We start from the raw sequence: 21,216 nt of genomic DNA on the forward strand, positions 1-21,216 counted from the left end.
GCGGAAGGAACCCCCCATGCGTCTGCGCACCAAAGTGAGAGCCCTGCTCGCCGCGGCGGCCACCGCGGCCCTCACCCTCACCGGTATGTCCGCCACCGCGGCCCCCGCCTCGGCGTCGGTGCTCGACATCCCGCCCAAGGGCGCCAACGACTGGTCGTGCAAGCCGGACTCGGCCCACCCGGAGCCCGTCGTCCTGGTCAACGGCACGTTCAAGCTCATGGCGGAGAACTGGGCCAAGCTCTCCCCGAAGCTGAAGGAGAACGGCTACTGCGTCTTCGCCTTCAACTACGGGCACATGGAGACCGATCCCATCCCGCAGGCGGCGGCCGAACTGCGCGACTTCGTCGAAGCCGTGCGCGGGGCGACCGGCGCGGCCAAGGTCGACATCGTCGGCCACAGCCAGGGCGGCATGATGCCGCGCTACTACGTGAAGTTCCTCGGCGGCGCGGACAAGGTGGACGACCTCGTCGGCATCGTCCCGTCCAACCACGGCACCAAGAACCCGCTGGCCATCCCCGCCGGTTACACGGTCTGCCCGTCCTGCCTGGACCAGCGCGTCGGATCCGACCTGCTGAAGAAGCTCAACGACGGCGAGGAGACGCCTGCCGGGCCCGACTACACGGTCGTCACCACCCGGTACGACGAGGTCGTCATCCCGTACACCAGCGCCCTGCTGACCGGGCCCGCCGAGCGGCTGACCAACGTCGTCCTCCAGGACACGTGCCCGCTCGACCCGTTCATGCACGACCAGGCGACCAAGGACCCGGTCGTCCACCAGTGGGTGCTCAACGCCCTGGCACGGAAAGGCCCCGCCGACCCGGGCTTCAAGCCGCGGTGCCTCGGCGGGGCCTGACGGCCGCCCGTCGTCGGAGGGGGCCCGGCTCAGGCGGCCTTCGCCGCCCGCGCCTTGGTGGCGTACATGTCCACGTACTCCTGGCCGGAGAGCCGCATGACCTCGCTCATCACCTCGTCGGTGACGGCCCGCAGGACGTAGCGGTCGCGGTCCATGCCCTCGTACCGCTCGAAGTCCAGCGGCTCACCGAAGCGGACGGTCACCGGGCTGATGTGCGGGCGGCCCTTGCCGCTCGGCTGCACCTTGTCGGTGCCGATCATCGCGAACGGCACCACCGGCGCGCCCGTCATCAGCGCGAGGCGGGCGATGCCGGTCCGGCCGCGGTAGAGCCGGCCGTCGGGGGAGCGGGTGCCCTCCGGGTAGATCGCGAAGATGTTGCCCTCCTCCAGCACCCGACGGCCGGTCATCAGCGCCGCGACCCCGCCGTGGCCGCCGTCGCGGTCCACCGGGATCATGCCGGAGGCGCCGAAGAACCAGGCCATCAGCCGGCCCTTGAGCCCCTTGCCCGTCACGTACTCGTCCTTGCCGATGAAGAACACCTGGCGTTTGACCACCAGGGCCAGGAACAGCGAGTCGATGAACGTGACGTGGTTCCCCGCGAGAATGACCGGCCCGGAAGCGGGGATGCGCTCCATGCCCTCGACCTTGGGGCGGTACAGGACGCGCATGAGAAGTCCGAGGAACGCCTTGAGCAGGATGCGGGACACGGATCCTCCGGTCTTGTCTTGTCTGGGTCTGGGTCTTGTTCGTGGTGGTCGGTCGGTGACGGCCGGGCCTGGTGGCAGGTGAGGACGATACTCGCGGGTACGGCCTTTCCGCACACCGGGTTAACCGACCCGATACGCAGTGTTGACGTGAGTTTTCACTCCGTTTCGATCACGGCCTTCTGTACGCAAGACGGACGCACCTACGATCTGCGCGTCCGAAAGGGAGCCGGAACCACCGGCTCCGGAACGAAGGAGCGAATGCACATGCAGCAGGAGCAGCGGCCGGGCCGGCGCTCGGTGCTGGGGGCCGCGGCGGCCCTCGGCGCGGGAGCGGTCACCCTCGGCGGCGGCGCGGGCGTGGCGGCGGCGGCCCCCTCGGCGGCGGCCACCGGCGGCGACCGGCGGCCGGGGCACGGCCACGGCGGCGGCGGTGGCCTGCGGGACCTGCCGGTGCCCACGGTCGTCGGACACCGCGGCGGCAGTGGATACCGGCCCGAGCACACCCTCGGCTCCTACCGGTTCGCCCTGGAGAACGGCGCGGACGTCATCGAGCAGGACGTCGTCCCCACCAAGGACGGCCATCTCGTCTGTCGCCACGAGAACGACATCACGGGCACCACCGACGTCTCCTCCCGTCCGGAGTTCGCCTCCCGCAAGACCACCAAGAAGGTCGACGGCGAGTCCCACACCGGCTGGTTCACCGAGGACTTCACCCTCGCCGAGCTGAAGACCCTGCGTGCGAAGGAACGCCTGCCCCAGGTCCGGCAGCACAACACCCTCTATGACGGCCACTGGACCGTCCCCACCTTCGAAGAGGTCCTCAAGTGGGCCGAGGAGGAGGGGCGCAAGCGCGGCCGGCGCATCTGGCTGCACGTCGAGACCAAGCACCCCACCTACTTCCGCAAGCTGGGCCTGGGCCTGGAGGAGCGACTGGCGAAGCTGCTCCGCCGCTACGGCCGCGCGGGCCGGAACTCGTATACCTTCCTGCAGTCCTTCGAGCCGAGCAGCCTCCGGCGGCTGGGCCGGCTCGGCCTCGACTGCCCGAAGATCCTGCTCCTGGACGACCTGCCCACCCGCCCCTGGGACTTCGTCGAGGCCAAGGACCCGCGCACGGTCGCCGACCTCATCACCCCGAAGGGGCTGAAGTGGGTCTCCGGCTTCGCCCAGGGCATCGGCCCGTGGCTCAACCTGATCATCCCGCGCGACAAGAACGAGAAGCTCACCAAGCCCACCACGCTCGTCCGTGACGCCCACGCGGCCGGTCTGGTGCTGCACCCGTACACCATGCGCAACGAGAACAGCTTCCTGCCCGCCGACTTCCGGCGCGGGAGCGACCCCAACGCGTACGGCGACGCCATCGGCGCCTTCAAGGCGTACTACGCCACGGGGATCGACGGCATCTTCTCGGACAACTGCGACACGGCGGTCCTCGCGCGTGAGGAGTTCCTGAAGGGGCGCAAGGGCTGAGACCCCCGCTTCCCCGGTAATCCCCGGGGATTCCACACGGACGAGTGACACCCGTGGGGGTCGGCAACCGGCGGGACACGGGCCCACGTCCCGCCGGGCATGACACCGAACGACCTCGTCACCTCGCTCCGGCCGCTGCTGGCCGCCGAATGCGCCGCCGAGGCGCCGGCGGCCGGCATCGACGCGGCCGACCTCGAACAGGCCGTCTGGGTCCGACTGCTGAGCGACCGGCACGACGCCGGTCCCGCCGGCCGGCGGAAGAGCCGGCGCCCGCGCCGCCCCGAGCCGCCCGCCCTCCGGTTACGGGCCGCCGTCCGCGCCGAGGCCCGCGCCGCGAGCCGCCTCGCCCGCCGTGAGGTGCCGTACGACCCGGTGGCCGCCGAACCGGCCGACCACGCGGGCGCCCTCGACTCCGGTGTCGAACGGGCGGTCCTGGCCGCCGAGTCCCGCCGCGAACTGCGCGCCGCGGTCCGCCGACTCCCCGGCCGCTGCCCCGGCCTGATGCGGGCACTCCTCTCCTCCGGAGACCCGACCTACCGAGAAATCGCAGGAGAGTTGGGTATCTCACAAGGATCTTTGGGGCCGATCCGTTCCCGTTGCCTGGGATGCCTGCGCAGAATGCTGACGGCGGCGATTGCGGCTCCTGGACCTTGGGGAAAGGAGCGGTAGACAACAGGCGCCACGGAGGCGACGTGAACCGCGGCGGCTCCTGTCAGACGGAACGTACGGGACTGACCAGGGGAGGCATGCGCACATGGGTATGAGCGTGACCATCGCGGCGGCGACCGAGGACGACGCCGAACAGATCCTGAAGCTCCAGTACCTCTGCTACCAGGGGGAGGCCGAGCTGTACGGGGACTACTCCCTGGAGCCCCTGACGCAGACCCTCGACGAGCTGCGGGCCGAACTCGCCTCCGGGTGCGTGCTGGTGGCCCGGCTCGGCGACGAGGTCGTCGGCTCCGTGCGCGGCGCGGTCGACCCCGCGTCCGGTACGGCCTCCATCAGCGGCCTCATCGTCCACCCCCGCCTCCGCCGCCACGGCCTCGGCGGCCGGCTGCTCACGGCCGTGGAGGAGCGGCTCGCGGCGGACGGCTCGGTCCGGCGCTTCCGGCTCGCCGTCGGGGGGCGCAGTGAGCTGACGCTGCGGCTGTGCCGGAAGCGGGGGTATGAGGCGGTGGGGACGGAAGTGGTCAGCAAGGTGCTGACGGTGGTGACGCTGGAGAAGTCCGCTCATGCCGAGGAACTGGCCGCTGCCGGGTGAGGGTTGCCCCTGTCCCGCCCCTTCCCGTTTCTTGCGGGGGCAGGCCCCCGCACCCCCGAAGCGCCCTGCGGGCGCTGTCCTCAAGCGCCGGACGGGCTGATATCCAGCCCGTCCGGCGTTTGAGGACAAGGGGGTCCGGGGGCCTGCCCCCAGGAAACGGTGAAAGGGCGGGTCGGGGGCACCCTCACCGCGCAGCGGAAACCGGCGCCCGCCGCAGCCACACCATCGCCGTCACCGGCAGGATCACGGGAATGAACAGGTACCCCATCCCGTAGTCCGACCACACGGTCGCGTCGGGGAACGCCCCGGGATCGGCAAGGGTCCACGTCCCCACCGTGACGACCCCGAGCAGCTCCAGCGCGCAGCAGACGAGAGCCGCACGCCGAGCCCCCTCCCCACCCCGCACCAGCGAGTACGTGATGAACGCGTACACCACGGCCGCGACGGCCGAGAGCACGTACGCCAGCGGCGCGTCCCCGAAGTGGAGGGCCATCTGCACGATCGACCGCGACGCCGCCGCCACGGTGAACACTCCGTAGAGCCAGACCAGCAGCCGGCCCGGGCCCTTGCCCAGGCCGCCGCCGTCCTCGGCGGTGGTGGTGGCGGGTTCGGTCACGGTCAGCCTCCCCAGATGTCGTAGAGCCGTACTTGGAGCACGGCGAGGATGACGGCGCCGGCGGCCACGGTGGCGGACCCCCAGCGGGTGCGTTCGGCGAGCGACATGAAACCGGCGCCGGGCACGCACGCGGCGGCGCCCAGGAGGTAGGCCACGAAGAGGGCGGTGCCCTTCACGGGCCGTTCGCCCCGGGCGAGCTGCACCACTCCGACGGCCAACTGGACGAGGGCGAGGACGGAGACGACGGCCATGCCGATGAAGTGCCAGTCCTTGGTCGGCTGGTCACGGTAGGTGGCATGGCCGCACCAGACGGCGAGCGCGAGAGCGGTCACACCGACCGCGAGCGTCAGCGCGTCGATCACCGTGACCCCCGGGCGGCACGGGCGTGCGGATGGGGCGTGACAGGCATGGGGACGACTTTAGACGGCCCCCGCGCGCCCGCCGCGCCCGGCCCGCACTGTCCACGGGGTGACCGGAGGCGTCCGCCATTCGGACAACCTTGGCCTGTTCGCGCAGACGTCTGTTTTACTTGCCCGCATGACCACGACGAGCACCCGCATCTCTGCGACCGAGGCGATGACGACGCCCGGTGCTGCTCGTCGCATGTGTCGAATGTGTGACCGCTGAGGGCCCCCGTTCCGAGCCTCGCGCCCCGAAGCGAGACCCGCAGAGCCCGCGTCCGACGACGGACCGCCCGCTCCGCACCGCTCTTCCCCTCCGCGACACCGGATCCCCCGCCACGCGCCGACGACGGCGCCGACGGGGTCCCACGCCGCGTTCCGCAATGAATTCCCGTGCGCCGGCGCCCCACCGGCCGCGCACTCGACAGTGACGGAAACCCCTGTGATCACCACTACGGGCCTGACAAAGGTCTACCGCTCACGCGGCCGCGAGGTCACCGCCCTCGACGGCGTCGACCTGCATGTCCGAGAGGGCGAGGTGTACGGCGTCATCGGCCAGAGCGGCGCCGGAAAGTCCACGCTCATCCGCTGCGTCAACCTCCTGGAGCGCCCCACCTCCGGCACGGTCACCGTCGCCGGCGAGGACCTCACGGCGCTCGCCGGCCGCGGCCCGCGCGCCGGGGCGGCCCTCCGGCAGGCACGCAGCCGCATCGGCATGGTCTTCCAGCACTTCAACCTGCTGTCCTCGCGGACCGTGCAGGCCAACGTCGAGCTCCCGCTGGAGATCCTCGGCCTGTCCGGCAAGGAGCGCTCCCGCAAGGCCCTGGACCTGCTGGACCTGGTCGGCCTCGCCGACAAGGCCAAGGCCTACCCGGGCCAGCTCTCCGGCGGCCAGAAGCAGCGCGTCGGCATCGCCCGCGCCCTGGCCGGCGACCCCAAGGTGCTGCTCTCCGACGAGTCGACCTCCGCGCTCGACCCGGAGACCACCCGCTCGATCCTCCAGTTGCTGCGCGACCTCAACCGGCAGCTCGGCCTCACCGTGCTGCTGATCACGCACGAGATGGACGTCGTCAAGTCCATCTGCGACTCCGCGGCCCTGATGAAGGGGGGCCGGGTGCTGGAGTCCGGCACCGTCGCCGAGCTGCTGGCCACGCCCGGTTCCGAGCTGGCGGCCGAGCTGTTCCCCGTCGGCGGCGAGCCGTCCGGACCCGACCGCACCGTCGTCGACGTCACCTTCCACGGTGACGCGGCCACCCGGCCGGTCATCTCGCAGCTCTCGCGCACGTACAACATCGACATCTCGATCCTCGGCGCCGCGATGGACACCGTCGCCGGCCGCCAGGTCGGCCGGATGCGCATCGAGCTGCCCGGCCGCTTCGAGGAGAACGTGGTCCCCATCGGCTTCCTGCGCGAGCAGGGCCTCCAGGTCGAGGTGGCGCCCGTGACCGCCGGTGCGGAGGCCGCGGCCGACGCCCTCCTCCTTAAGGAAGGTGCCAAGTGACCTGGAACGAGATGCAGCCCCTGCTGCGCGACGGCTGTCTCGACACCCTCTTCATGGTGTGGTGGTCCGCGGTCTGGACGGTCGTGGGCGGCCTGCCGCTGGGCATCCTGCTGTACCTGACCGACCGCGGCGGACTGCTCCGCAACCTCGCGGTCAACAAGATCGTCGGCGCGGTGGTGAACGTCGCCCGTTCCGTGCCGTTCATCATCCTGATCGTCTGGCTGATCCCGTTCAGCCGCATGGTCATCGGCACCTCCATCGGCCCCAGCGCCGCGGTCGTCGCCCTGGCCATCGGCGCCATTCCGTTCTTCGCCCGGCTGGTCGAGAGCTCGCTCCGCGAGGTCGACGGCGGTCTGATCGAGGCCGTCCAGTCGATGGGCGGCGGCACCTGGACGATCATCTTCAAGGTGCTGCTCCCGCAGGCCCTGGCCTCGCTGGTGGCCGCCCTGACCACCACCGTGATCGCCCTCATCGGCTACTCCGCCATGGCGGGCGCCGTCGGCGGCGGCGGGCTCGGCGCGGTCGCCATCAACTACGGCTACCAGCGGCAGGAGCACGAGCTGATGAACATCACCATCGTGCTGCTGGTCGTCATCGTCACCGTCGTCCAGGTCGTCGGCGACCTGACCGTCCGCCGCCTCGCCCGGCGCACCGGACGCCAGTCCGCCCCCGTCGGCCTGTGGCGCCTGCGCCGCGCCCCGAAGGCCGCTCAGGCCCCTCAGGCTATGGACGCCGCGGCCGTCCCCGCCCAGCGCGCCGCCGACGAGCCCAAGGCGGCCGTCGACGCCCCCTGAACCCCTCCGGGGCCCGTCGACGGCCCCGGGGAAACCACGAGCCCGGACCCTTTGCCGGGCGGCATCACCTCGTGAGAACAAGAAAGAGGCACTCTTCGTGCGTACCACCCTCAAGCTCACCGCCGCCGTCGCGGCAGCCGCCGCACTCACCCTCGGCCTGAGCGCCTGCAGCGCCCCCTCCGACACCTCCTCGTCCTCCACCAAGAAGGGCAAGGACGCCGACCCGGCGGCCAAGCTCATCATCGCCGCCAGCCCCACGCCGCACGGAGTCATCCTCGAGTACGTCCGCGACCACCTCGCCAAGGACGCCGGCCTGAAGCTGGAGGTGAAGCAGTACAACGACTACAACGCGCCCAACACCACCGTCCAGAACGGCGAGGTCGACGGAAACTTCTTCCAGCACAAGCCGTACCTCGACGACTTCAACAAGAAGAACAAGACGGACATCGTCCCGGTCGTCAACGTCGAGATCGAGCCGCTGGGCCTCTACTCCAGGAAGGTCAAGAAGATCTCCGACCTCGGTGAGGGCTCCACCATCGCCGTCCCCAACGACGCGACCAACGAGGGCCGGGCGCTCAAGCTGCTCGCCGACAACAAGATCATCGAGCTCAAGGACGGCGTGGGCGCCTCCGCCACCCTCAAGGACGTCAAGGACGACAAGGGCGTCAAGTTCACCGAGATCGAGGCGGCGCAGATCCCCCCGCGCCTCGATGACGTGGACGCGGCGATCATCAACGGCAACTTCGCCATCGGCGCCAAGCTCAGCCCCGCCAAGGACTCCCTGGTCCTCGAGAAGGCCGAGGGCAACCCCTACGCCAACTTCCTGGCCGTGAAGCGGGGCAACGAGCAGGACCCGCGCATCGTCAAGCTCGCCAAGCTGCTCAACTCCGACGAGGTCAAGAAGTTCATCGAGGAGAAGTTCAGCAACGGGGCCGTCATCCCGGCCTTCGGTCCCGCCAAGAGCTGACCGCCGGTACTCTCGGCCGTCCCGGCGGACGCAGGCCCCGCACACGCCACGCGTGCGCGGGGCCGCCGCGCTTGGCGCACCAGCGTGGCCATACTGCATGCTGGTGCACCCGAGACCGGCGCGACCGCCGGGACGGGACCCGGCCACCTCCCCGCGCCCGCACGGCACGGGGAACCCCCTCCGGCGTTGGAGCAGCGCATGACTTCCACCTTTCCGGACATCTCCATCAGTACGGACCGGCTGGTGCTGCGCCCGTTCGACGCGACGGACGTCCCCGCGCTCACCGAGATGATGAACGACGAGCTCATCACCGCGTGGACGTCCGCCCCCCACCCGTACACCACCGCCGACGCCCGCGACTGGGTCCTGCGCGCCGCCCCCGCCGAACGCGCCACGGGACGCGGAATCGTCTTTGCGGTCACCGAATTCCTCACCCACCGCCTCGTCGGCACCGTGCGTCTCCAGCACACCGACTGGCACACCCTCTCCACCGAGATCGCCTACGTCACCGCCCCCTGGGCCCGGGGCGAGGGCTACGCCTGCGAGTCCGTCCTCGCCGTCGCCCAGTGGCTCTTCCGCGACCAGAAGTTCGAACGCCTCGAACTCCGCACCGCCGCCGACAACACCGCCGCCCAGCAGGTCGCCCAGAAGCTCGGCTGCATCAGCGAGGGCGTCCTCCGCAACGCCTGGATAGCGCGCAGCCGCACCGAGGACGGCGGGTGGACCGACATCCGCACCGACCTCATCGTCTGGAGCCTGCTCCCCGAGGACCTCGACGAGGTGCGCGACCGGCACACCGGCGACGGCACCGGCTACGCCGCCGCGTTCCCCGGCTGGTCGCCCGGCTGGCGCTGACGCCCCCCGCGCGCAACCATCCGCCCCGTACTCCGGACGGTGGTCCGGACCTGCCGGGGTACTCTCACCATGCCCGCCGCGAGAGCGGGCATCCTCACCTTGGACTTTCCCCCCGAGACACCCCCAGGAGACAGACGACGATGGCCGACCGGGTCACGGTGATCGGATGGGACGGCTCACCGCTGACGGAGGCGGCCCGCTCCGCCGTGGGTGCCGCCACCCTCGTCGCCGGAGCCGCGCACCACCTGGCGCTGCCCGAGGTACCGCCCGCCGCCGAACGCGTCCGGCTCGGCAGCGTCGACCTCGCCGCCCGCCGCATCGCCCGGCACCGCGGCACCGCCGTCGTCCTCGCCGACGGCGACCCCGGCTTCTTCGGCGTCGTCCGTGCCCTGCGCGCCCCCGAGCACGGCCTGGAGGTGGAGGTGGTGCCCGCCGTCTCCTCCGTCGCCGCCGCCTTCGCCCGGGCCGGCATGCCGTGGGACGACGCCCAGATCGTCGTCGCCCACAGCCGCGACCTGCGGCGCGCCGTCAACGTCTGCCGCGCCCACCCCAAGGTCGCCGTCCTCACCTCGCCCGGCGCCGGACCCGCCGAACTGGCGCTGCTGCTCGGCCCGGTCCACCGCACCTTCGTCATCTGCGAGCGACTGGGCACCGCCCGCGAGCGCGTCACCGTCCTGACCTCCGACAAGGTCGTCGACCACACCTGGAGCGACCCCAACGTCGTCATCGTCATCGGCGGATCCGGCGCGGGCCCCGACGACACCCCGGCCCTCCCCGGCCAGCGCGCCGGCGGCTGGATCGCCGGCCGCGACCCCGGCCGGCTCCCCGGCCCACGCGGCTGGGCCCTGCCCGCCGACGCCTACGGCACCGCGCTCGGCGAGGGCGAGGGCACCGAACTGCGCGCCGCCCAACTCGCCCGGCTCGCCCCCCGCGTCGGCGACCTCGTCTGGGACATCGGCTCCGGCAGCGGCGCCGCCGCCGTCGAGGCCGCCCGGTTCGGCGCCGCCGTCATCGCCGTCGACCGCGACGCGGACGCCTGCGCCCGGGCCCTCGCCGCCGCCCGCCACTACGGCGTCCAGCTCCAGACCGTGCACGGCACCGCGCCGCACGTCCTGGAGGATCTGCCCGAACCCGACGTCGTCCGCGTCGGCGGCGGCGGGGCGCCCGTCGTCGCCGCCTGCGCCGACCGCCGGCCCGAGGCCATCGTGGCGCACGCCGTCACCCGTGACGAGGCGGAGGCCATCGGCAGGGCGCTCGCCGAGGGCGGGTACGCCGTCGAATGCACCCTGCTCCAGGCCGTGCGCCTGGACACCGCCGCCTGGACCGAAGCCGAGCGGTCCGTCACCTTCCTGCTGAGCGGCCGCCGTCCGCACCCGTGATCCCGACACGCCGCGCGGAAGGTAGGCTGGCGGATCGTTGTGCGGCGGCTCGGTGTCAAAGACCACAGTCACCAATGTCCGGAACGCCCCTCCTTTTTGGCGGTGCGCAGGGCAGGGTGGCACCGGGGCGGCACGCAACGTGCCGCGAGAGTTGGACGCTCGTTCTTGCTATGGGCGTGAGCGGTTGGAAGGAGCACTACCGATGGGCGAGGGGTACGCATGACCGACACCGGCCGGTTCCCGGATGAGGGACAGCCGGAGAACGCAGGCGCGACGCCCGGGCACCCGCTCACCGCGGACGCCGCGGCTCCTGCCGACACCGGAATCCCGGCACATCCCGCCGTCCCGCAGGCGCCCCGCGGGCGCCCCACGACGGGACCCTCCACGTACGCGTTCCTCGCCGACCCGGACGCCGCCGACGAGGACGACCTGCTCCTGATGCCGGGCGCCCAGGGCGCCTGGAGCGAGCAGCCGCTCCAGGGCGGCACCCACGAGACGGGCGGCCGGGACACCGGCGCCGCCGTCTTCGAAGAGGTCCGCACGCCCCCGGCCGCCCCCGCCACACCCCGCCGACCGCTGCACATGGGCCCGCCCGACCCGTCGTCCAGCGGCGTCGTGCGCTCCCTCGCCGACCGCGGCCCGGCCGCGCCGCAACAGCCCGTCGGCTCCCCGGTCCCGCACCCCCCGGGCTCCCCGGCCGCCGGCCCCGAGTACCTCGACGCCCCGCGGGCCGATGCCGGGACGGCCGCGCCCGCGGCCGACGCGGAGCCGGTGACCCAGCCGGGCATATGGGACGCCCAGCCGCAGCACCAGAACCGGACCGAGTACCCGAACCAGGGCCCGGAGCAGCAGGGTTCGCCGCAGGAGGCCATCGCGGCGGACGCCGTGGCGCCGGGCGCGCCGGTCGTCTCCGAGGCGATGCCCGCGGCCGAGCCCGCCGTCGCTTTCGTCCCGCCGCAGAACACGGGCGGGGTTCCGCCCCTCGGGACGGCGCCCGTTGACGCGCCGTCGGCCGCGGCCGTCGCGGGGGAGGGCGTGCCGGACGCCGCCCCCGGCGCGACCGTGCCCGCCCAGGCGGCGCCGGTGGAGGCAGCCGCGCCCGCCGACGCCGTCGCGCTCCCGCACGACGCCGTGCCGCCGGCCCGTACCCCGAGCGCGGAGGAGACGGGGCAGCCGGCGCCGGTCGCGGAGACGGCCGTTCCCGCGACCGGGACCGCCACGGGCGCGTCTGTGACCGAGGCCGCCGGCGAGCCCGTGGCCGCCGCCGAGCAGGCTCCGCGGCCGACCGACGCTTCCACCGCCGTTCCGGTGGCGGAAGCGCCCGTGGCCGCCGCCGGGCCGGAGGCTGCGGTTCCGTCGGCCGCCGGTGACGCCGCCGTGGCCGCTCCCGTGGCGGCCGAAGCCGCCGAGGCGGCCGAGGCGCCCGTGACCGCGGCGGAGCCCGTCGCCGCCGACGGCGCCGCGGACGCCGGAACGCCCGCGCCCGTGGCTGCCGTGCCGTCCGAGACGCCGGTGACGGAGGGGAGCGCCGCTCCCGCCGATGCCGCTCCCGCCGGTGCCGATGCCGCTGTCGCGGAGACGCCGCAGCCCGCTCCCGGGGCCGAGGCGACCGCAACGGCCGTGGCCGAGGCCGGGCCCGCGGCACCCGATGCCCCGGCGCCCGATGCCCCGGTGCCCGCGTCGCCGGAGGCCCCGGCACCGGCCGGTGCGACCGCGCAGACGGAGGGGTCCCCGACGGAGACCGTGACGGCACCGGCCGAAGCCTCCGTCCCCACGGAAGCTCCCGCCCAGGCCGACACGCCCGTTCCCGCGGACGCTCCCGTCCAGGACGGCACATCCGCCGCTGCGGACGCCGCTTCTGCGGAAGCCGCTCCTGCGGACGCCACTCCTGCCCAGGGCGGCACGCCTGCTTCTGCGGACGCTCCCCTCCAGGCCGGTACTGCGAACGCGGTGGCCGCGTCCGCCCCTGATGACACGTCGGCCCCGGCGGAGGGCTCCGCCGCTGCCTCGACTGAGGCCCCCGCGCAAGCCGACGCCACCCCGCAAGCCGACGCCACCCCGCAAGCCGATGCCACCGCGCAGGCCAATGCGACCGCGCAGGACGACGTCCCCGCCCCGGCGGACGCTCCCGCGTCGGCTGACGCCTCAGCCCAGGCGGATCCAAGCGCTCCGGCGGACGCTGCCGTGCCCGCTGCCGACCCGGCTGACGCACCCGCACCGGCCGACGCCGCTGCCCAGGCCGGCGTAACCGCTCCGGCGGACGCCGTCGCCGCCGCTGCGTCGGATGCCACGCCCGCCTCCGGCGACGCGTCCGCCCCGGGCGACACGTCCGTTCCGGCGGACGCTGCCGCTGCGGCCTCCGCTGACGGGCCCGCGCCGGCTGACGCCTCCGCCCAAACCGGTGGATCCGTTCCGCCGGTCGTCGCCGCCCCCGCCCCCGGTGATGCGTCCGCCCCGGCCGGCGCATCCGTCCCGGCGGACGCCGCTGTCTCGGCAGACGCGCCCGCGCCGGGCGACGCCTCCGCCCCGGCCGGCGTCGGCACACCCGCCCCGGCGGACGCTTCTGCCCAGGCCGCCCCAGCGACCCCGGCGGACGTGTCCGCCGTCGGCTCGGCTGACGCACCCGCCTCTGCGGAAGCCGCTGTTCAGACCGGCGTGCCCGCCCCGGCGGACACCTCCGGCTCAACTCCCGCATCGGCTGACGCTTCCGCACCGGCCGACGCCTCCGCCCAGGCCGACGGGCCGGCGCCCGCCGGAGCGCCCGCTGTTCCCACCCCGGCCGGGGCACCCGCCCCTGCTTCGGCTGACGCCTCCGTACCGACCGGCGCTTCCGCACCGGCCGGCGCACCCACGCAGGCGGTAACTCACGCCGCCGTGGAAGCTGTTGCTCCCGCCGAGGCCGTCACTCCCGTGGCGGCTCCCGCCGCCGCAGCGGACGTCCCCGCGGAGAACACCGCGCCCGCAGAAAACACCGCGCCCGCCGAAACCGGCGCCCCCACCGAGAACGCCCTCCCCACCGACAACGCCGTGTCCGCCCAGGACACCCCGCCCGTAGAGAATCCCGTGGCTGCCGAGACCGTTGTGCCCGCTGAGACTTCCGTGCCCGCCGAGGCCCCCGCGCAGGCAGAGGCCCCCGTGACGGCCGCGCCCGCCACGACCGAAGGGGCGCCCGCCGCCCCGGAGACGCCCGCGAGCCCCGCCGCCCCGGCGGCGACCGCCGAGGCGACCACCCCCGCCGAGGCCGCCGCCCCCGCCGAGGCCGCCGCCCCCGCGGAGGCCGTTGTTCCGGCGCAGGCCGCCGACCAGGCGCCCGCCCCGGCCGTCGTGCCCTCGGCGGAGGCGCCCGCCGCCGACCCGGCCGGCGAGCCCGCCTCCGTACCGGCGCAGGCCGCGGCTCCGGCCCCCGCCGAGGCGGCCCCGGCCGTCCAGGCCGTCGCCCCCGCGCAGCAGCCTTCGGCGAGCCCGGAACAGTCGCCCGCCCCGCAGCCGGTCTCCGGCGACGAGGCCCCGGCCGCGGCGCCCGCCCCCGAGGCCGCCCCCGCCACCGCCGCCGAGGCCGCCCCCGCCGCCGAGGTCCCCGCCGCGCCGGCGGAGCACCAGGCCCCTGTCGCCCAGTCGGCACCGGAAGCCCCGCAGGCCCCGGTGGCCTCCGCACCGCCCGTGCACCTCGCTCTCGTCCGCGACGACGAGCCGCGGAACGAGTCGGGTGACGAGCCGACCGGCACCGCCATCGAACAAGCCGCCACCGACCAGGACGCCACCGACCAGGCCGCCGAGCGGGCCGACGGCGCGGAGGCGGAGGACGTCGAGGAGCCGCGCATGCCCCTCGGCCCGCCGGCCGACGGTTTCGCCGCCGCCGAGCGGGAGGCCGTCCACCGCGTGATGCGCGAACGCCGCGACATCCGCAACGGCTTCCGCCCCGACCCGATCCCGCACGACGTCCTGCTGCGCGTCCTGGAGGCCGCGCACACGGCGCCCAGCGTCGGGCACTCCCAGCCGTGGGACTTCGTCGTCATCCGGTCCGCCGACACCCGCCGGACGATGCACGAACTGGCCGTTCGCCAGCGCGACGCGTACGCCGCCTCGCTGCCCAAGGGCCGGGCCAAGCAGTTCAAGGAAATGAAGATCGAGGCCATCCTCGACACCCCGGTCAACATCGTGGTGACCGCCGACCCCACCCGGGGCGGCCGGCACACCCTCGGCCGGCACACGCAGCCGCAGATGGCCCCCTACTCGTCGGCCCTCGCCGTCGAGAACCTGTGGCTCGCCGCCCGCGCCGAAGGCCTCGGCGTCGGCTGGGTCAGCTTTTTCGACGAGCGCGAGATGGTCCGCGAACTCGGCCTCCCCGAGCACCTGGAGGTCGTCGCGTACCTGTGCGTCGGGTACGTCGACGAGTTCCCGGACGAGCCGGAGCTGATGCAGGCCGGCTGGTCCAAGCGGCGCCCGCTGTCGTGGGTCGTGCACGAGGAGACGTACGGCCGTCGCGCGCTGCCCGGCGAGGACCCGCACGACCTGCTCGCCGAGACCCTGCGCGGCATCCGCCCGCTGGACGCCAAGGCGCTCGGCGAGGCGTGGGAGCGGCAGAAGCGGATGACCAAGCCGTCCGGCGCGCTCGGCATGCTGGAGATCATCTCCGCGCAGCTCTGCGGCCTGTCGCGCAAGTGCCCGCCGCCGATCCCGGAGCCCGCCGCCGTCGCGGTCTTCGCCGGTGACCACGGGGTGCACGCCCAGGGCGTCACCGCCTGGCCCCAGGAGGTCACCATGCAGATGGTGACCAACTTCCTGGGCGGCGGGGCCGTCTGCAACGCGTTCGCCAACCAGGTCGGCGCGGAGGTCTGCGTCGTGGACGTCGGTGTCGCCGGCGAGCTGCCGGCCCGCCCCGGCCTGCTGCCGCGCAAGATCCGCCCGGGCACGGACGACTTCACCGCCGGCCCGGCGATGACCCGCGAAGAGGCGCTGCGCGCCGTCGAGGTGGGCATCGAGACCGCCCGCGACCTTGTCACCGCGGGCAACAAGGCGCTTCTCACCGGCGAGATGGGCATCGCCAACACCACCGTGTCGGCCGCCCTGATCTCCGTCTTCACCGGCTCCGACCCGGCCGAGGTCACCGGCCGCGGCACGGGCATCAACGACGAGATGCACGCCCGCAAGATCGACGTCGTCCGCCGGGCGCTGGAACTCCACCGTCCCGACCCGGCCGACCCGATCGGCGTCCTCGCCGCGGTCGGCGGGCTCGAACACGCCGCCCTCGTCGGCCTGATCCTCGGCGCGGCCTCGCTGCGTACGCCGGTGATCCTCGACGGCGTGAGCGCCGGTGCCGCCGCCCTGGTGGCGCGGGCCATCGCTCCCGAGGCGCTGGCCGCCTGCATCGCGGGGCACCGCAGCGCCGAACCCGGGCACGTCGCGGCCCTCACCAAGCTCGGATTGCGTCCGCTGGTGGATCTCGACCTGCGACTCGGTGAGGGGACGGGCGCTCTGCTGGCCCTGCCGGTCGTGCAGAGTGCCGCGCGGGCGATGCACGAGGTGGCGACGTTCGACAGCGCGGGGGTCGCGGAGAAGGGGTAAGGGGCCCTGCGGGCGGCTGGTGCCCCGCTCCCTCCCCCAGAGGGGGCCCATTCACCGTTTCTAGCGGGGCCGGCCCCCGCACCCCCTGAAACCGCGCTTCGCGCGGTTGTCCTCAAACGCCGGACGGGCTGGTATCGGCCCGTCCGGCGTTCGGGCGAAACCCCCTGCTAACAAAGCCCACGTAGGGTATGCCCAGCGCCCCTGACCAGCGAGGAGACCCGCAGCCCCCATGGCCGAGCACCCAGAATTCGCCGCCTACCCCGTCGGACTCCGCCTGCACGGCCGCCGTGTCGTCGTCCTCGGCGCGGGCCAGGTCGCCCAGCGCCGGCTCCCCGCCCTCATCGCCGCCGGAGCCGACGTCCTGCTCGTGTCGCCGTCCGCGACCGCGTCCGTGGAGGCCATGGCGGAGGCCGGCGAACTGCGCTGGGAGCGGCGCCGCTACCGCGAGGGCGACCTCGAGGGTGCCTGGTACGCGCTGATCACCACCGACGACCCCGAGGCCAACCGCGCCGCGTCCGCCGAGGCGGAGGCCCGCCGGGTCTGGGCCGTCCGCAGTGACGACGCCGAGGCGGCCACCGCCTGGACGCCGGCCACCGGCCGCAGCGAAGGCGTCACCGTGGCCGTGCTCACCGGCCAGGACCCGCGCCGCACGGCGGCCCTGCGGGACGCCATCGTCGAAGGACTGCGCGACGGTTCCCTCGCCGCGCCCCATCGCCGTACCCGCCCGGGCACCGGCCGGGTGGCGCTCGTCGGCGGCGGCCCCGGCGACCCCGACCTGATCACCGTGCGCGGCCGGCGTCTCCTCGCCGAGGCCGACGTCGTCGTCGCCGACCGGCTCGGCCCGCGCGACCTGCTGGACGAGCTCCCGCCGCACGTCGAGGTCATCGACGCCGCGAAGATCCCGTACGGCCGCTCCATGGCCCAGGAGGCCATCAACGACGCCCTGATCGAGCACGCGAAGGCGGGGAAGACCGTCGTCCGGCTCAAGGGCGGCGACCCGTTCGTCTTCGGGCGCGGCAAGGAGGAGGTGCAGGCGCTCGCCGAACACGGCATCCCCTGCACCGTCGTGCCGGGCATCTCCAGCTCCATCAGCGTCCCCGGCGCGGTCGGCATCCCGGTCACCCACCGTGGGGTGGCCCACGAGTTCACCGTCATCAGCGGGCACGTCGCCCCGGACGACCCGCGGTCCCTGGTGGACTGGCCGTCGCTCGCCCGGCTCGGCGGCACCCTCGTGGTGCTCATGGGCGTCGAGCAGTGCGGCGCCATCGCCGGGACGCTCATCCGGCACGGCCGGTCCGCCGACACCCCGGTCGCGGTGGTCCAGGAGGGCACGACCGCCGCCCAGCGCCGCGTCGACGCCGTCCTCGGCACGGTGGGGGAGCGGGTGCGGGCCGAGGGCATACGCCCGCCGGCCGTGATCGTCATCGGCGAGGTCGTGGCGATCGGCCGGGAGGCGGACAGCGCCCCTTGTGCCGCGACCGCCGACTGAGAACGAGCCCCCTGGTCCCCCCCGTACGCACCACGAGACACGTGAGCCCCATGACGCAGTCCCCTCAGGTCATCACCATCGACGACCCCGACGACCCCCGGCTCCACGACTACACCGGCCTGACCGACGTCGAGCTGCGCCGCCGGCGCGAGCCCGCCGAGGGACTGTTCATCGCGGAGGGGGAGAAGGTCATCCGCCGGGCGGTGGACGCGGGTTACGGCATGCGTTCCATGCTGCTCTCCGCCAAGTGGGTGGACGTGATGCGCGACGTCATGGAGGGCGTCTCCGCCCCCGTCTACGTCGTGGAGCCGGAGCTCGCCGAACGGGTGACGGGCTACCACGTGCACCGCGGCGCCCTCGCCTCCATGGCCCGCAAACCGCTGCCCGACGCCGCCGGACTGCTGGCCACGGCCCGCCGCGTCGCCGTCATGGAAGCGGTCAACGACCACACCAACATCGGTGCCATCTTCCGCAGCGCCGCCGCCCTGGGCATGGACGCCGTCCTGCTCTCCCCGGACTGCGCGGACCCGCTCTACCGACGGTCCGTCAAGGTGTCCATGGGCGCCGTGTTCTCCGTCCCCTGGGCCCGCCTGGAGAACTGGCCGCGCGACCTGGAGACGGTCCGGGCGGCCGGCTTCCGGGTCCTGGCCCTCACCCCCGACGCCCAGGCCACCCCGATGGACGCCGCCGCCCCGCACCGCCTGGAGCGGGTCGCCCTCATGCTCGGCGCCGAGGGCAGCGGCCTGTCCGCCAAGGCCCTCCGGGCGGCCGACGAGTGGGTGCGCATCCCGATGGCCCACGGCGTCGACTCCCTCAACGTCGGCGCGGCGGCGGCCGTCGCCTTCTACGCGGTGACGGCGGGGACGCCGGCGTAGGACGCGGAAGCGCCGCCCGGCCGACGGCTGCCGCGGCGCACCGTGCCCGGCCTCGGCCGGAGCGACGCGTTCGGTCCGGACGGACCCCCTCTGCCCGACACCCGGGGACGTCCACAGCGGACGCTTGTACGCCCCCGCCGCACGTCCGGCCCGAGCCCGACCCGGGTTCGGTCCGAGCCCGGTCAGCGTTCGGTCCGAGCCCGGCCCGCGTCCGGCTCCGCCGCTCCGGCACGCTGGGCGTACCGGGCGCCGCCCGCACCGACGCCGCGACCGGACACCCACCGGGTACGCGCCCGCGATCGCGGACCGGCCCAGGGACGCGCCGCATCACGGACCGGCACCGGCCACGCGCGCCGCCGTCCCGGACCTCAGGGCCGCGACCGAGGACGGCTTCGGCGCCGACGAGGACCCGACGAGGTGCCGACGAGGTGCCGACGATGGGGGAGGGCGGCGCGACCGTTCGCCGGACCGGTGATCCCAAGGGCGGACTCGCCCGGACCGCCCTTCCCCGCGCGCGGGACGACCGTACGCAGGCCACCCCGGACGGACCGATCACTCGCCCCGCCGGCCACGACGACCTGCCGGGCGCCCGCGAGGGGTACGCGCCCGTCTCCGGCGGCTTCCGGAACCCGGGGGCCGACCATGTCACCCCGTGAGGAACACGTCCCCCAGCGGCCGGCCCGGAGACGCCGGGCCGGCGGCGACGACGGTGGCGCGCTCAGCCCCGCCCGTGCCCCGCCCCCGCCGCGCCACAGGCATCCGCCGTCACCGCGACCGCGCACGGCCGCTCTCGCCCCGGCCCCAGCCCGGACGACTTCTTCGGCCCGTCACAGCCCTGCGCCGCCGCGATGCCCAGGGCCACCAGCAGCGTCACCACCACGAACACGATGAGCCGCTGCCGCAGCAGCCGGGGGTCGCCGCCGGTCCGCCGGCCCGCCGGCCCGGTGCGGGCGCCCGCGCGGGAGCCGTTGCGCGGCCGGGCCGCGGGCCGGGCGGCCGGGCGGTCCGGGCGGCGCTGCCGCAACGGCCGGGTCGCCGGCGGCCGGGCGGGGGAGCCCGCCTGGGCGGCGGCCGCCGGGCGCGGTTCCGTGGGCTGGTGTGCGTGGTCCGCGACCCGGCGGGCCGGGGGCCGCTCGGGCTCGCGCCGCGTCGGCACCCGGCGGGCGTCCGGGAGCCCGTGCGCCTCGCGCGCCGCGATCTCCTTCAGCCGCAGCGACAACTGGAGTGTGCTCGGCCGCTCCTCAGGATCCTTCGCCAGGCAGGCGAGGATCAGCGGTGCCAGCGCGTCGGGCACGCCCATGAGCTGCGGTTCCTCATGGACCACCCGGTAGAGCATGACCTCCGAACTGCCCTGCCCGAAGGGGGAGTCCGCGGTCGAGGCGTACGCCAGCGTGGCGCCCAGCGCGAAGACGTCCGTCGCCGGCGTCACCGTCGCGCCCCGCACCTGCTCCGGCGCGAGGAAGCCCGGCGAGCCGACGGCCGTGCCCACGTGCGTCAGGGTGCTGGCCCCCGTCGCCCAGGCGATGCCGAAGTCGATGATCCGCGGGCCCTTGGGGGAGAGCAGGATGTTGGACGGCTTCAGGTCCCGGTGGACCACCCCGGCGTCGTGCACCGCGAGCAGACCCTCGGCCAACGCCGCCCCGATGGACGCCGTCTGAGCCGCCGACAGGGGACCCTCCTCGGTCACCTTGTCGTGCAGCGAGGGCCCGGGCACGTACTGCGTCGCGAACCACGGCCGCTCCGCGTCGAGATCGGCGGCCACCAGCCGCGCCGTACAGCCGCCGCGGATGCGCCGCGCGGCGGACACCTCGCGCGCGAAGCGCGAGCGGAATTCCTGGTCCTCGGCGAGATCCGGCCGGATCACCTTCAGTGCCACCCGCTGGCCGCGCTTGTCCGAGCCGAGGTACACCACACCCATGCCGCCCGCGCCCAGCCGGCGGTGAAGCCGGAACGAGCCGACGACACGCGGGTCCTCGCGCCGGAGCCGCATCATCGTCATCTTCATCCCCGCTGCCGGTCCGTCTGACGAGCCACAGCTTACGGATTGACGGGCGGCCGTGCTGAGAGGCCGCGCATGCGTCGGCCATCGGATGCCCGGTTCCGCCGCGCGCCCGTGTCCGGCCCCTCCCCGGCGCCCGTCCCGCACCCGTCCGTCGGCCACCGGCCAGCAAGATCCCGAAACGGCACGGGGATTGACGGGCTGACGGGTCGCACGGCACGGCCGGAGATCCCCGGTGAGCCGGCCGCTCGAACACCTGACACGGCGTCGGCCCGGGCGGTCTCCGGGGCCACGACGACGGGGGACCGGGACACCCCGGACGTGAGGCAGATCACCCGGAGGTGGTCCCCTCGGGGCGACCCGGACGCCCGCCCCGAGGCGACCCTGGCGAACCGCTCCTCTGTTCTCCACCCAGGGGAGTACCGGCCCCACCCCTCCCTCCTCCTCGCGGAGGCGGTGCAAGGGGTACGAAGGCATGACGCCCGGC

At 74.3% G+C, this 21,216-nt stretch carries 17 protein-coding genes; 13 read left to right on the forward strand and 4 right to left on the reverse strand.

Annotated features, from left to right (window positions below):
- The first annotated feature begins 16 nt into the window (after positions 1–16).
- Entirely contained in the window at positions 17–853 is an 837-nt protein-coding gene (locus ACZ6X9_RS17565; protein ID WP_469778886.1) for an alpha/beta fold hydrolase, read from the forward strand.
- A 29-nt stretch (positions 854–882) separates the two neighbouring features.
- On the opposite strand, the gene ACZ6X9_RS17570 is transcribed toward ACZ6X9_RS17565, so the two are convergent.
- The gene (locus tag ACZ6X9_RS17570) at positions 883–1,560 is read right to left on the reverse strand and encodes a lysophospholipid acyltransferase family protein (RefSeq protein WP_469778887.1); all 678 of its coding nucleotides are present in this window, start codon (positions 1,558–1,560) and stop codon (positions 883–885) included.
- A gap of 264 nt (positions 1,561–1,824) precedes the next feature.
- On the opposite strand from ACZ6X9_RS17570, the gene ACZ6X9_RS17575 reads away from it, so the two are divergent.
- The 3 genes from ACZ6X9_RS17575 to ACZ6X9_RS17585 all read left to right on the forward strand — a co-directional run bounded on the left by ACZ6X9_RS17575 (position 1,825) and on the right by ACZ6X9_RS17585 (position 4,288).
- The gene (locus tag ACZ6X9_RS17575; protein WP_469778888.1) at positions 1,825–3,027 is read left to right on the forward strand and encodes a glycerophosphodiester phosphodiesterase; all 1,203 of its coding nucleotides are present in this window, start codon (positions 1,825–1,827) and stop codon (positions 3,025–3,027) included.
- A gap of 99 nt (positions 3,028–3,126) precedes the next feature.
- Positions 3,127–3,696, forward strand: a complete 570-nt coding sequence (locus ACZ6X9_RS17580) for an RNA polymerase sigma factor (protein ID WP_469778889.1) — start codon at positions 3,127–3,129, stop codon at positions 3,694–3,696.
- Positions 3,697–3,781: 85 nt separating this feature from the next.
- Positions 3,782–4,288, forward strand: coding sequence for a GNAT family N-acetyltransferase (locus ACZ6X9_RS17585; RefSeq protein WP_469778890.1), 507 nt, complete (start codon positions 3,782–3,784; stop codon positions 4,286–4,288).
- Positions 4,289–4,472: 184 nt separating this feature from the next.
- Here ACZ6X9_RS17585 and ACZ6X9_RS17590 read toward each other — a convergent pair whose 3' ends face one another.
- Together ACZ6X9_RS17590 and ACZ6X9_RS17595 are read right to left on the reverse strand one after the other, a co-directional pair.
- Entirely contained in the window at positions 4,473–4,904 is a 432-nt protein-coding gene (locus ACZ6X9_RS17590; RefSeq protein WP_469778891.1) for a hypothetical protein, read from the reverse strand.
- Between the two features lie 2 nt (positions 4,905–4,906).
- Positions 4,907–5,266, reverse strand: a complete 360-nt coding sequence (locus ACZ6X9_RS17595; RefSeq protein ID WP_469778892.1) for a hypothetical protein — start codon at positions 5,264–5,266, stop codon at positions 4,907–4,909.
- Positions 5,267–5,747: 481 nt separating this feature from the next.
- On the opposite strand from ACZ6X9_RS17595, the gene ACZ6X9_RS17600 reads away from it, so the two are divergent.
- The 9 genes from ACZ6X9_RS17600 (at position 5,748) to ACZ6X9_RS17640 (ending at position 19,386) form a co-directional block, all read left to right on the forward strand.
- A complete protein-coding gene (locus ACZ6X9_RS17600) occupies positions 5,748–6,806 on the forward strand; it encodes a methionine ABC transporter ATP-binding protein (protein ID WP_469778893.1) in 1,059 nt (352 codons plus the stop codon).
- On the forward strand, positions 6,803–7,600 hold the full coding sequence (locus tag ACZ6X9_RS17605) for a methionine ABC transporter permease (RefSeq protein WP_469778894.1): 798 nt from the start codon (positions 6,803–6,805) through the stop codon (positions 7,598–7,600). Before ACZ6X9_RS17600 ends, ACZ6X9_RS17605 begins: the two co-directional genes overlap by 4 nt.
- A gap of 97 nt (positions 7,601–7,697) precedes the next feature.
- On the forward strand, positions 7,698–8,567 hold the full coding sequence (locus tag ACZ6X9_RS17610) for a MetQ/NlpA family ABC transporter substrate-binding protein (protein WP_469778895.1): 870 nt from the start codon (positions 7,698–7,700) through the stop codon (positions 8,565–8,567).
- 198 nt (positions 8,568–8,765) lie between these two features.
- Positions 8,766–9,422, forward strand: coding sequence for a GNAT family N-acetyltransferase (locus tag ACZ6X9_RS17615; protein ID WP_469778896.1), 657 nt, complete (start codon positions 8,766–8,768; stop codon positions 9,420–9,422).
- 140 nt (positions 9,423–9,562) lie between these two features.
- Positions 9,563–10,801 (forward strand): precorrin-6y C5,15-methyltransferase (decarboxylating) subunit CbiE, encoded by a 1,239-nt coding sequence (cbiE, locus tag ACZ6X9_RS17620; RefSeq protein ID WP_469778897.1) that lies wholly within the window; start codon positions 9,563–9,565, stop codon positions 10,799–10,801.
- A gap of 219 nt (positions 10,802–11,020) precedes the next feature.
- Positions 11,021–16,366, forward strand: coding sequence for a nicotinate-nucleotide--dimethylbenzimidazole phosphoribosyltransferase (gene cobT, locus ACZ6X9_RS17625; RefSeq protein WP_469778898.1), 5,346 nt, complete (start codon positions 11,021–11,023; stop codon positions 16,364–16,366).
- Positions 16,367–16,595: 229 nt separating this feature from the next.
- Positions 16,596–17,855, forward strand: a complete 1,260-nt coding sequence (gene cobA / locus ACZ6X9_RS17630) for a uroporphyrinogen-III C-methyltransferase (protein WP_469778899.1) — start codon at positions 16,596–16,598, stop codon at positions 17,853–17,855.
- Positions 17,856–17,905: 50 nt separating this feature from the next.
- Entirely contained in the window at positions 17,906–18,730 is an 825-nt protein-coding gene (locus tag ACZ6X9_RS17635) for a TrmH family RNA methyltransferase (protein WP_469778900.1), read from the forward strand.
- 428 nt (positions 18,731–19,158) lie between these two features.
- Positions 19,159–19,386, forward strand: a complete 228-nt coding sequence (locus tag ACZ6X9_RS17640; RefSeq protein ID WP_469778901.1) for a hypothetical protein — start codon at positions 19,159–19,161, stop codon at positions 19,384–19,386.
- Positions 19,387–19,448: 62 nt separating this feature from the next.
- Here ACZ6X9_RS17640 and ACZ6X9_RS17645 read toward each other — a convergent pair whose 3' ends face one another.
- On the reverse strand, positions 19,449–20,729 hold the full coding sequence (locus tag ACZ6X9_RS17645) for a serine/threonine-protein kinase (protein WP_469779180.1): 1,281 nt from the start codon (positions 20,727–20,729) through the stop codon (positions 19,449–19,451).
- Positions 20,730–21,216 lie beyond the last annotated feature (487 nt).

It is taken from the genome of Streptomyces sp. NPDC052910 (assembly GCF_055585605.1).